This is a genomic window from Symbiopectobacterium sp. Eva_TO (assembly GCF_053848865.1).
Window position 1 is genome coordinate 68178 of the sequence record NZ_JBSPEY010000006.1, and the last position, 11924, is coordinate 80101.

Genomic DNA, 11924 nt, shown 5'->3' on the forward strand with positions numbered 1-11924 from the left:
GGAACCCTCATGGAAAATCCCGCTTCTGTCCTGCTTTATCGCATTCGTAATATCCCGCTGCACGGATTTGCGGACCAGGCTGCCTGTCTGGCGTACCTTTTCGCTGAGGGAGAGGTAAAAACCGGCACGTTAGTGGCAATCAACGCCGAGAAAGTGTTGGCGGCCGAGCAGGATAAGCCGCTGTGGGATTTGATTGCCGAGGCCGAATACAAGTATGCCGATGGCATCAGTATTGTGCGCGCCATCAGGCGTAAATATCCTCAGGCGCAGGTGACGCGTGTCGCCGGTGCTGATTTGTGGGAAGCGCTGATGCAAAAAGCCGGTGCGGAAGGCACCCCGGTTTTTTTGCTGGGCGGAAAACCGGCGATACTGCGTCAAACGGAAGAGAAACTGCGGACCCAATGGCAGGTGAATATTGTTGGCAGTCAGGATGGTTATTCCCCACCGGAACAGCGCGATGAGGTGTTTGAACGGGTACGCGCCAGCGGGGCGCGCATCGTTACGGTGGCGATGGGTTCACCTCGCCAGGAGATATTGATGCGTGATTGCCGCCGTTACCATCCGCAGGCGCTTTATATGGGCGTGGGTGGCACTTATGACGTCTTCACCGGGCACGTGAAACGCGCGCCTCTGGCGTGGCAGCGTATGGGGTTGGAGTGGCTCTACCGGTTGTTGAGCCAACCCAGCCGCATTACGCGTCAGATTAAGCTATTAAAATTCCTCGCTTACTACTTCAGCGGGCGCCTGTAACGGCGTGACCCTCTGCTGAGCCATCGGTATTGGTTATGACGATTGGCTCTTAAAACAAAATTGTTATTCTCATTTGATTTTAAATGACTATTTGCTAATCAGGTAAAAATGCAGAAGGATATGCTGCCTAAAATGTGCGAACCCGCTCAATAGCGGGATGGGCATGATAAAACCCGGTATGAAACCGGGAGGAAAACACAACATTTAAGACTGAGGATCTATGGCAAACGAGGAAACGCAAGGCAAGCTCCACCGTGGGCTTGAGGCGCGACATATTGAGTTGATCGCGCTTGGTGGAACGATTTGCGTTGGGTTGTTTATGGGCGCGGCGAGCGCATTGAAGTGGGCCGGCCCTTCTGTGCTGCTGGCCTATATCCTCGCCGGGATATTCGTTTTCTTTATCATGCGCTCAATGGGTGAAATGCTCTATATGGAACCGGTCACCGGCTCCTTTGCCGTGTATGCGCATAAATACATGAGCCCGTTTTTTGGCTATCTCACCACGTGGGGTTACTGGTTTATGTGGATGACGGTCGGGATTTCCGAAATCACCGCCATCGGCGTTTACGTGCAGTACTGGTTCCCGGAACTGCCGCAGTGGATCCCCGCTATCGTATGCGTGGCGCTGGTGGCGTTAGCCAACCTGGCCGCTGTGCGTTTGTACGGTGAAATCGAGTTCTGGTTTGCCATGATTAAAATCACCACCATTATTGTGATGATTGTCGTTGTCATTGGCATTATCTTTTTTGGTATTGGCAACCACGGACAGGCGACCGGCTTTGCCAATCTGACCGAGCACGGCGGCTTCTTGGCGGGTGGCTGGAAAGGGCTGTTGTTTGCACTGTGTCTGGTGGTGGCCTCTTATCAGGGCGTTGAGCTGGTTGGGATCACTGCCGGTGAAGCCAAGAACCCTAAAATTACCCTGCGGCGCGCAATTAATAACATCCTGTGGCGTATTCTGATTTTCTATGTTGGTGCCATTTTTATCATCGTCACCATTTTTCCATGGAATGAAATTGGCACTGCCGGCAGTCCGTTTGTGCTGACCTTTGCCAAAATCGGGATTACCGCTGCGGCAGGTATCATTAACTTTGTGGTGCTGACCACTGCGCTTTCAGGCTGTAACAGCGGGATGTACAGCTGCGGTCGTATGCTTTATTCACTGGCAAACAACCGTCAGCTCCCGGCCTGGATAGGCAAAGTCACAGCCAGGGGCGTGCCTGCGGCAGGTGTTGCTGTCTCGATTTTTTGTCTACTGTTAGGTTCGGCGTTAAACTACATCATTCCCAACCCGGAAAAAGTGTTCGTCTATGTCTACAGCGCCAGCGTGCTGCCGGGCATGGTGCCGTGGTTTGTGGTACTGATAAGCCAACTGCGGTTTCGCCAGCAGCATCAGGCACAATTAGCAGGGCATCCGTTCAAATCCGTTCTGTTTCCGTGGGTGAACTATCTGACTATGGCCTTCCTGCTGTGCGTATTGGTGGGAATGTACATCAATGAAGACACGCGGATGTCCTTATTGGTGGGGATGGCGTTTCTTGCAGTGGTTAGCGTGATTTATGGCATGCTGGAAGGGCGCAAAAAGCAGACATTAACGGCACCCGAAGCCTGATTGAGGGGTGGGGATCGTCGCTGACTGTGTGTTTTCGGTACGAAATGCGCAAAGCATAAGCAAACGCATCATTTCGATAAAAAAAGCACTAGACAGGCAGAGATTAAATCCGTACTATCCCCACCCGCAACGGCGCTATGCGCCCGTAGCTCAGCTGGATAGAGCGCTGCCCTCCGGAGGCAGAGGTCTCAGGTTCGAATCCTGTCGGGCGCACCAATAACTTTTTTACAAGAATTGTGTGCAAGAGCTGCGGTGGTACAATTCACCGTAAGGGACGTACCAGTTTTATCGTTAGTTGTAAGCAGTACATTGGTGGCTATAGCTCAGTTGGTAGAGCCCTGGATTGTGATTCCAGTTGTCGTGGGTTCGAGTCCCATTAGCCACCCCAGATTCAGATGTTCGTGAATGTATGCGAAGGTGGCGGAATTGGTAGACGCGCTAGCTTCAGGTGTTAGTGTCCTTCGGACGTGAGGGTTCAAGTCCCTCTCTTCGCACCAACGAACATTATCAACAGTCAGTGTGATACACTGATGGCGTTGAAAAAAAGCATTTCGGCGAGTAGCGCAGCTTGGTAGCGCAACTGGTTTGGGACCAGTGGGTCGGAGGTTCGAATCCTCTCTCGCCGACCACTTTCCGCAAAAAGCTGCTATTCCTCAGGAATAGCAGCTTTTTGTTTTCTCCATCCGTCTTTCTGGTATCTGCATAGCCTGTTCTGTGGAAAACGCCCCCGCTGTGCGAGGGCGAAAATCGCTTACTCCGCTTTACCGCCCTCCAGCACTTTATCACTGCCGAAATACTTCTCTGCCAAGGCTTTTAACTGGCCGTTCTGACGCAGCTGTTGCAGTTTCTGATTGAATGCTGCCAGCAACTTGTCGCCTTCCGCCGTTTTGGCAAACGGGAACGTGACTTGTTCATTGGAGATGAGGTCACCCGCCAGCTTCAGCGGCAGGTGACGTTTATTAATCTCTGCCAACAGGATAGGGCGGGAATTGACATAGCCTTGAACGCGATTGTTGATCACATCATTCATTGCCCCGTCGCGGGTTTCATAGGTGCGGATGGTGACGTCATTGTTGGGAAAGGCGTTGCGCAGGTTGGTCACGTGGGTCGAGCCTAAGACGCCAGATACGGTTTTACCCTTGAGATCGTCCAGAGACTGAATGTCTTTGTGTAGTGGTCAACTAATATTGGCCACCGCATTAGACTGTATGTAGAACAGTCGCTCAGATTCGTTTGGAGTTAAGCCGCCGTTATACCAGTGAGGCCGGATAGCGCAATACCCCGTGATGTAGCGGATAATCGCGTCCTGGGCTTCGCTGAAGCTGTTGTAACCCTTTGTCGGCACCCATTCTGTCTTCAGGCTGCGGAAGAACCGCTCCATTGGCGCATTATCCCAGCAGTTACCCCGCCGACTCATACTCTGCTTTATCCGGCAGCGCCACAGGGCTTGCCGGTATTGACGGCTGGTATAGTGGCTGCCCTGGTCGCTGTGGAACATGACTCCTGTTGGTTGTCCCCGGAGTTCCCAGGCCATCTGCAACGCTTTAACTGTCAGCGCCGAGTCCGGCGACGTCGACATGGCCCAGCCCACCGGTTTGCGGGCGAACAGGTCTAGCACCACCGCAAGGTAAGCCCAGCATTTGCCCGTCCAGATGTAGGTCACATCGCCGCACCAGACCTGATCCGGCGCGGTAACCGCGAACTGGCGGTTGAGATAGTTCGGTATTTCAACGTGTTCATTGCCGCCGCGTTTGTATTTGTGAGCCGGTCGCTGGCAGCTGGCGATACCCAGCTCCTTCATCAGCTTGCCAGCCAGCGCCCCATTTTGACACCGGAGCTGCCGGTGACGATGGTCGCGATACTTCGAGCGCCGGCAGAGCCGCCGCTGGCGTTCCAGGCTTCCATGACGCGACTACACTTAACCACGCGCTCACCGTCGGGTTCATTAGCGGAAGCCTGCCAGTGCCTGTAGCTGCTGCGATGTACCTCAAAAGTTTGGCACAACGCCGTGACCGGGTATCGCGCCCTCAGCCTGTCGACTACCGTGAACCGTTGAGTGAGTCTGACATTAAGAGCGCCGTAGCCTTTTTTAGGATTTCGTTCTCCATTTCAAGGCATTGGACTTTTTTCTTCATCTCACGCAGCTCGAGCTGTTCAGGGGTAAGAGGAAGTCCCGTTGGCGTTTTTCCCTGTCGTTCAAGGCGAAGCTTATTGACCCAGCGACTAATGGCAGAATGGCTGACATTAACCGCCTCTGCGGCCTTAACGTATGTGTAGCCGTGGTCGACAACCAGCTTTGCGGCTTCGAGCTTAAATTCCGCCGTAAAATGTTTACCCATGGGGTCACCTGTCGTGTTGATGAGGTGAGCATATCACCTCCGCTCAGGTGGCCAGTATCAGTGTGCCACTACATAAGCTATTCGAGCTAATTTATTTGCTAATGCACAGCACACAACGCAAGAATGTTTCCTGCCCAACTGAGACCTTACCCAATCAGCTAATCTCCCTGATTGATGGTCAATTCTTAGGATAAATACCCGCGCACATTGAACAAGCAATCGGCGAAGGTTTTTATCTCCACGCTTGCTAATACCCAGCAGAGTATTCTTCCCTCCAGTACTGTATTGGCGGGGTACAAGACCGGTGGAAGCGGCAAAATTACGACTGTTTTCATATTGCTTGCCATCGCCTAACTGTGATGACAAAACGCTGGCTGTTATCGGTCCAACACCAGGGATGGTCATTAAATGCTGGCCAGTTTCATCTAGAGAGAGTGCCTGCCCAAGTTCTCTTTCGAGCTCTGCTATCTGCCCAACCAAATATTGGTAATGATCGTGTAATCGAAGCAGCAACTGTGCCAGATAAGGTGGCAAGTCATTATCAGCCAGAACAGCTGAAAGCCTTTTGATTACCGCAATACCTTTCGGCATGCTGATACCAAACTCCAGTAAAAAAGCATGCATTTGGTTAGTCGTTTTAACGTTGTCTCTGACCAACGACTCCCTGACGCGATGCAAGGCTCGCATAGCCTGCTGAGCCTCAGTTCTTGGCTGCACAAACCGCATGGAAGGGCGTGATCCGGCTTCGCATATTGCTTCGGCATCAACGAAATCGTTCTTGTTGCTCTTGACAAAAGGGCGGACAAACTGCGGAGAGATCAACTTTACTTCATGCCCCAGCTCACTGATCCGACGAGCCATAAAATGGGCACCGGCGCAGGCTTCCATTACAACGGTAGTAGGTGTACACGTAGCCAGAAACTCGATGAGTTTGGTGCGGGTAAATTTTTTCCGCAGTAATGCCTTGCCTGATTTATCCTGACAATGAATGTGAAAAGAATGTTTGCCGAGATCGATACCAATAAGCGTGACGTTTTGCATGATGGCCTTCTCCATAAAGAAACACCCTGTCAGCGTACCGCTCACAGGGTGGGGGTGACCATCTCATTAGGCCAAACACGCGTTTCATCATCAGGACTGTGGTGATGGCCATATCTGAGTAGTGGAGCGGTCGTCCACGCCGTTCAGTAGTCGTATTTTCCGTCCATGCAGCAATGGCTGATTCATCTAGCCATACGGTTAGAGAACCGCGCTGCTTGAGGGCCTTGTTATAGGAGGGCCAGTTAGTGATTTTAAAATTTTGTTTTGCCATGGAGACCTGATGTTGAAACAACTATGGTGATCTGATCCGATGATTACCCAAACTTTCTATTTATTCAACAAAGCCTGCCGGTATCAACGAGTTTTGGATCACGCCCGGTGGCGGATTGGAAGGAAATGAAACGTTTGAGCAGGCGCTTGGCAGAGAGTTGATGGAAGAAACGGGCTTAATCATAAATGAGAAGCCGGAGTGGGTGTGGTCAAGAGAGGTAGTTTTTGAGCGCAACGGCAGTCAGTTTATCTGTATTAGTCGCGACTTGCTCTGACACTGGACCTTGAAAGGTTGAGAGTTACCGGTTTTGATATGGGTGTCGAATCCTTATACAAAACACGAGGTAACTCTCATGCTTCATACTAACAATCCCATCATCAAACACAAAGCCGGCCTGCTCAATCTCGCCGAAGAACTCGGTAACGTATCAAAAGCCTGTAAAATCATGGGGGTGTCACGCGACACGTTTTATCGCTATCAGGAACTGGCGGCAGAAGGCGGCATTGACGCTCTGGTTAACCAAAACCGCCGGGTTCCCAACCTGAAAAACCGTGCTGATGAAGCCACTGAACGTGCGGTTGTTGATTACGCCATTGAGTTCCCGGCTCATGGCCAGCACCGGACCAGTAATCAGCTGCGTAAAAAAGGCGTCTTCATTTCTGGCAGCGGTGTGCGCTCCATCTGGCAACGACACGATCTGGAAAACTTTCGTAAGCGCCTGAAGGCACTTGAGGAAAAAGTTGCCAGAGAAGGCATCGTACTTACTGATGCTCAAATCGCTGCACTGGAGAAGAAGGCGCACGACGACGAAGCCTGTGGTGAAATAGAGACTGCTCACCCGGGTTATCTGGGGTCGCAGGACACCTTCTACGTGGGTAATCTGAAAGGTGTTGGCCGTATCTACCAGCAGACGTTCGTGGATACGTACTCGAAAGTGGCGCACTGCAAGCTTTACACGAGTAAAGCACCGATCTCTGCCGCCGACCTGCTCAATGATCGCGTGCTGCCGTTCTACGAAGCTCAGGGGCTGCCAATGCTAAGAATACTGACGGACAGGGGGACGGAGTACTGCGGTAAAGTGGAACAACATGACTATCAGCTGTACTTGGCTATCAACGATATAGACCATACGAAAACGAAAGCGATGTCTCCGCAGACAAACGGTATCTGCGAGCGCTTCCATAAAACTATTTTGCAGGATTTTTATCAGGTTGCGTTCCGTAAGACGTTATACGAGGACCTAGAAAGTCTACAAAAGGATCTGGACAACTGGTTGTGGCATTACAATAATGAGCGAACTCATCAGGGTAAAATGTGCTACGGGCGTACGCCAATGGCCACGTTACTTGATGGTAAACGAGTCTGGGCAGAAAAAAATCTGAACCAGATTTAATCTGACAGACACCTGTATAAATAACCGGTAACTGTCAGATCAGGTCTGAGCTAATACACATCATCGGAGAGATCGACCACCTGGTAACTGCCCGAGGAGAGTTCTGCAATAATCTCATCCCGCTCAGCGTGACCACGCGTCAGACGTACCCCCACAAAAATGCAGGCGTCCTTGTCATCGGCGTAGCGGTAGTTGAACTCACCTCGTTATACACATCTCTGTTCGTGCCTGAGCGCGCGTAGCGTTTCGGCGGCCGTCATGACTTTCTGCAAGCCTTTCCAGATAGTTTTTGCGCCTGGTTCACCGTCGCCTTTTCGAGCAAGAAAGCCTCCCAGTTGCGCAACTAAGCGCAATACTTCGTTTAGCTTAGGGCGGCCCTTGGGCATACGCTTGTTCATCAGTAGGTAAGCTCCATGAGTCTCGTCGGAATCAAAGAACAACATTGCGTCCAGCTCTGGACAGGTTCGTCCCATACGCATTAAATAGGCGATGCGCCATGTGCATATTCGCATCGTGATCGATCAGTGATTCGCATGACAATCGATCACGATTTCGCATCTAAGGTCGATCACTGATTCGCGTCGTATCGATCACTCCGGGACTTAACTCTTCTAACCTCCTCTCCGTTCGCAGTTTCTACTGAAATGGAGATAACGATGGCCAGAAAGAGAAAAAGCAGGAGTCCCATGGAGACTTGTCTTCAGATCTTCAAACTCAAATTTGAGTGCAACCAGTCTAATCGCACCATCGCCGCTGCTCTTAGGGTCAGCCCTTCCACAGTTTATGAGGTGCTCTCCCGTTTTACCGCCGCATCGCTGTCGTGGCCATTGCCTGATGCGCTCTTGCCAGAAAAACTGGAAAAGATGCTGTTCCCCACCCGCAGAATGCGCACCTCGGAGCTTATCGCGCCAGACTGGCTGTATATCGATACCGAGCTAAGACGGCCAGGGGTTACCAGGCAGCTGTTGTGGATAGAATACAGCACCGAAACCGGAGAAATGGCGCTGGGCTACTCTCAGTTCTGCCGTTGTTATCGCCAATGGAAGAAATGCCAGAAACGCTCGATGCGCCAGACCCACCGTGCCGGTGAGAAGCTGTTCATCGACTTCTGCGGGCCCACGGTGCCGGTATCCGACCCCGATACGGGAAATGTGCGCCGGGTCGCCATCTTCGTCGCTGTCATGGGAGCGTCAAATTATACCTATGCAGAAGCCTGCCCCGGTCAGGACATGATGAGCTGGCTGAATGCTAACAGCCACTGCCTGACCTTCCTCGGCGGCGTTCCAGCCCTGCTGGTACCCGATAATCTGCGTAGCGCGGTGAGCAAAGCAGATCGCTACGAGCCGGTCATCAACGACAGCTATCAGTCTTTGGCCTCGCATTACAGCACGGTAGTGATGCCAGCCAGACCCTACAAACCGAAAGACAAGGCCAAAGTGGAAAACGGCGTCCTGCTGGTCGAAAGGTGGCTCCTGGCGCGAATACGCAATGAAACCTTCCATACGATGCATGCGCTCAACGTCAGGCTCAGTGAGCTGATGACCGAGCTGAATAACCGGCCAATGAAAGGTTATGGGGGCCAGAGCCGAGCGCAGCGCTTTGCGCTGCTCGATGCGCCGTGCCTGCAGCCGTTGCCAGCCATGCCCTATGAATACACCGAATACCGTGCGGTGAAGGTCGCTCCTGACTATCACGTCGAATACGACCGCCACTGGTACTCCGTTCCCCATGAGCTGGTTGGTGAAAGGCTGTCGGTAAAAGCCACCTCGTTATACACAAGTCCGCAACGCCTTATATGCCAAGGGTTAGCGGGCTGAAATAGGCAGCCGGTGGGGTTGTAAATGAAGTGAAACCGACGTGTACTATCGCCATTTACGGCGCTGAAAAATGACACGGGATTCAGATGGCTGGGCACACCAAGAACTGGAAGGGGTAAATCTTGGTGACACGAGGCTCAATAAGCGTGCCAAAGGGCTTTTGATACGGCTGGCTGAGAATCCGCAAGCCAGCATTCCGCATGCGTGCCTCGGATGGTCTGAGACGCTGGGTGCTTACCGCTTCATGGAGAACCAAGCATTCGAATGGCGAGACATTCTGCAACCTCACTGGCAGCGTACGCAGGAAAGGATCCGAGAACACGAGGTTGTGCTGTGTATCCAAGACACTACCGAGCTTGACTTCAACGGGCAGCAAATCCAAGGCTTGGGTCCTTTGAACTACGAAGCCAGGCGTGGTCTGTACCTGCATCCGACCTACGCGGTCAGTCCGGATCGCGTGGGGTTGGGCGTACTGGATGCGTGGATGTGGGCAAGAGAGCCGAAGGATGCAGACGGAAAACGCGATGGGCTCAAGGAGAGTACGCGCTGGCTCGAGGGATACGAGCGAGTTGCTGAACTCGCCTCGGAGTTGCCAAACACACGTCTGGTGTACTTAGCCGATCGCGAAGCGGATATCAAGGCGTTGATGCAGCTCGCTGATGACCTTGGCACTCCGGCTGACTGGTTGATCCGCTCGACTCATAATCGCAGTCTGGACTGTAATGAGAAGCTTTGGCAGAAGGTTGGAAAGACCGTGCCGGTGGGAGAAATCCAATTCGTTATGGCGGCTCGCGCGGGGCAGAAGGCGCGTACGGTGAAACAGGCGCTGCGCGTGAAGCGAGTGTCGCTGCGTTGCGGGTTGGCAGTGACTTGTGTGATAGCCAAGGAAATTGAGCCGCCAGCAGGCGTGAAGCCGGTCGAGTGGCGGTTGCTGAGCAATCGCGTACCTGAAGGACGAGAAGATATCGTGGAGCTGATCGACTGGTATCGGGCTAGATGGGAAATCGAGATGTTCTTCAATGTGCTGAAGAACGGCTGCTGTGTCGAAGCGTTACAGTTATCGACCGTGGATCGCATTGAGCGGGCATTGGCGCTGTTCATGATCGTGGCATGGCGCATCGCCTATTTAATGCGTATGGGACGAACCTGTCCAGAGCTGGACGCAATGTTGTTCTTTGATTCCGACGAGACTCATGGAGCTTACCTACTGATGAACAAGCGTATGCCCAAGGGCCGCCCTAAGCTAAACGAAGTATTGCGCTTAGTTGCGCAACTGGGAGGCTTTCTTGCTCGAAAAGGCGACGGTGAACCAGGCGCAAAAACTATCAGGAAAGGCTTGCAGAAAGTCATGACGGCCGCCGAAACGCTACGCGCGCTCAGGCACGAACAGAGATGTGTATAACGAGGTGGGTAAAAGCGGGTCAGACGTTGGTCCAGGTCTGGCATAAGGGCCGCTGCGTGGCTCAGCACCCTCGCAGCGATCGGCAGTACAGCCACAGCACGAATCCGGCACACATGCCGGTCAATCACCGCGGGCACAGCAGCTGGACACCTGAAAAGCTGCTGGATAATGCCGCGAGAACCGGCAAGGCGACCCGGCAGGTGGTGGAAGCGATGCTAAACGCGAAGAATCATCCTGAGCAGGCTTATCGGGCTGTTCTCGGCCTACTGTCGCTCCAGAAAAAATACGGTGCCGAACGGCTGGAAAAAGCCTGTGACAAGGCCTGCGGGCTGAACCATCCGGAAAGGCGTTTTATCGAGAATCAGCTGCGTCACAACAGGGAGGGCATCGGAGAAACAGTTAAAGGAAATAGAGAGTTACAGCTTCCACTGGAGCACGAGAATCTGCGTGGTCCAAAATATTACCACTGAAAAAGGGAGTCGTTATGACTGATGACCTGCTAACCAAACTTAGAACGCTGAAGCTGTCGGCAATGGCCGATGGCATGATACGCCAGCGTGAGGCACCTGGTACATACAATGAGCTGGGGTTCGCAGAACGCCTGGGGTTACTTGTCGAAGAAGAGCTACTGAATCGTGAAAACAGCCGTGTTGGGCGGTTGAGAAAGCAGGCACGGTTGCGCCACGGTGCAACCCCTGAGGGTATGTACTATCCGGTCTCCCGAGGGTTAAAGGCCGAACAGATGCGCGAGCTTCTGAACGGGCATTACATCACCCACAGCAAGAATATCCTGATAACAGGGCCAACTGGCAGCGGAAAAAGCTGGGTAGGTTGTGCCCTGGGCGAGCAGGCGTGCCGGCAAAAGAGAAGCGTTCAATACTGGCGCATGGGTCGGCTGCTGGATCAGCTTGAGCAGGGCCGACTGGACGGCAGCTGGCTTAAGCAACTGAAACAGCTTCAAAAAATAGAGTTTCTTATCTTGGACGACCTTGGTCTTGAAGTTATCACAACGCGGCAATGCAATGACTTGCTGGAAATAACGGAAGAGCGATATGGGCAAACCAGCACGATCCTTATCAGCCAGTTGCCGGTGGAGCAATGGTACGGAGTGATGGAAAACCCGACGGCGGCAGATGCCTTCCTGGATCGGCTGATCCACAACTCTCACAGAGTGGAGCTTCAGGGAGAATCATTAAGGAAAAATAGCCTGGCAGTGGAAAGCGCAGAAGAAACACGCTAAAACGATAAAAAAGTTAGGTTCCCGGGTGATCGATTACGATGCGAAAACGTGATCGACCT

General features: G+C 52.7%; 7 protein-coding genes, 4 tRNA genes and 7 pseudogenes. 12 read left to right on the forward strand and 6 right to left on the reverse strand.

Annotation, left to right across the window (positions count from 1 at the left end; all coding sequences use genetic code 11):
- Positions 1–9: 9 nt before the first annotated feature.
- From wecG to ACWWJF_RS27945, 6 genes are all read left to right on the forward strand, one after another.
- Complete coding sequence (gene wecG, locus ACWWJF_RS27920) at positions 10–750, forward strand: lipopolysaccharide N-acetylmannosaminouronosyltransferase (RefSeq protein WP_455871554.1); 741 nt, start codon at positions 10–12, stop codon at positions 748–750.
- A 220-nt stretch (positions 751–970) separates the two neighbouring features.
- Positions 971–2362, forward strand: a complete 1392-nt coding sequence (thrP, locus tag ACWWJF_RS27925) for a bifunctional threonine/serine APC transporter ThrP (RefSeq protein WP_455871555.1) — start codon at positions 971–973, stop codon at positions 2360–2362.
- 139 nt (positions 2363–2501) lie between these two features.
- A tRNA-Arg gene (locus ACWWJF_RS27930) sits at positions 2502–2578 on the forward strand.
- A gap of 96 nt (positions 2579–2674) precedes the next feature.
- Positions 2675–2750: transfer RNA gene (locus tag ACWWJF_RS27935), tRNA-His, on the forward strand.
- Between the two features lie 23 nt (positions 2751–2773).
- Positions 2774–2859, forward strand: a tRNA-Leu gene (locus ACWWJF_RS27940).
- A 55-nt stretch (positions 2860–2914) separates the two neighbouring features.
- A tRNA-Pro gene (locus tag ACWWJF_RS27945) sits at positions 2915–2991 on the forward strand.
- Positions 2992–3113: 122 nt separating this feature from the next.
- On the opposite strand, the pseudogene ACWWJF_RS27950 reads toward ACWWJF_RS27945, so the two are convergent.
- From ACWWJF_RS27950 to ACWWJF_RS27965, 4 genes and pseudogenes are all read right to left on the reverse strand, one after another.
- A pseudogene (locus ACWWJF_RS27950) lies at positions 3114–3533 on the reverse strand (amino acid ABC transporter substrate-binding protein); the annotation flags it as partial.
- A gap of 6 nt (positions 3534–3539) precedes the next feature.
- Positions 3540–4701 (reverse strand): annotated as a pseudogene (locus ACWWJF_RS27955) (IS3 family transposase).
- A 57-nt stretch (positions 4702–4758) separates the two neighbouring features.
- The gene (locus tag ACWWJF_RS27960; protein WP_455871584.1) at positions 4759–5742 is read right to left on the reverse strand and encodes an IS110 family RNA-guided transposase; all 984 of its coding nucleotides are present in this window, start codon (positions 5740–5742) and stop codon (positions 4759–4761) included.
- Positions 5743–5809: 67 nt separating this feature from the next.
- Positions 5810–6013: pseudogene (locus tag ACWWJF_RS27965) on the reverse strand (transposase); the annotation flags it as partial.
- A gap of 97 nt (positions 6014–6110) precedes the next feature.
- Between ACWWJF_RS27965 and ACWWJF_RS27970 the strand changes: the two are divergent.
- A complete protein-coding gene (locus tag ACWWJF_RS27970; protein WP_455871585.1) occupies positions 6111–6287 on the forward strand; it encodes an NUDIX domain-containing protein in 177 nt (58 codons plus the stop codon).
- A gap of 78 nt (positions 6288–6365) precedes the next feature.
- Entirely contained in the window at positions 6366–7406 is a 1041-nt protein-coding gene (locus tag ACWWJF_RS27975; protein WP_455871556.1) for an IS481 family transposase, read from the forward strand.
- A 59-nt stretch (positions 7407–7465) separates the two neighbouring features.
- On the opposite strand, the pseudogene ACWWJF_RS27980 reads toward ACWWJF_RS27975, so the two are convergent.
- Both ACWWJF_RS27980 and ACWWJF_RS27985 read right to left on the reverse strand, forming a co-directional pair.
- Positions 7466–7606: pseudogene (locus ACWWJF_RS27980) on the reverse strand (hypothetical protein); the annotation flags it as partial.
- Positions 7607–7612: 6 nt separating this feature from the next.
- Positions 7613–7912, reverse strand: a pseudogene (locus ACWWJF_RS27985) (IS4 family transposase); the annotation flags it as partial.
- Positions 7913–8092: 180 nt separating this feature from the next.
- Between ACWWJF_RS27985 and istA the strand changes: the two are divergent.
- The 4 genes and pseudogenes from istA to istB form a co-directional block, all read left to right on the forward strand.
- Positions 8093–9166 (forward strand): annotated as a pseudogene (gene istA, locus ACWWJF_RS27990) (IS21 family transposase); the annotation flags it as partial.
- A gap of 127 nt (positions 9167–9293) precedes the next feature.
- Complete coding sequence (locus tag ACWWJF_RS27995) at positions 9294–10625, forward strand: IS4 family transposase (protein ID WP_455868420.1); 1332 nt, start codon at positions 9294–9296, stop codon at positions 10623–10625.
- A gap of 8 nt (positions 10626–10633) precedes the next feature.
- A pseudogene (locus tag ACWWJF_RS28000) lies at positions 10634–11095 on the forward strand (IS21 family transposase); the annotation flags it as partial.
- 14 nt (positions 11096–11109) lie between these two features.
- Entirely contained in the window at positions 11110–11865 is a 756-nt protein-coding gene (gene istB / locus ACWWJF_RS28005; protein WP_455868472.1) for an IS21-like element helper ATPase IstB, read from the forward strand.
- Positions 11866–11924: the final 59 nt, after the last annotated feature.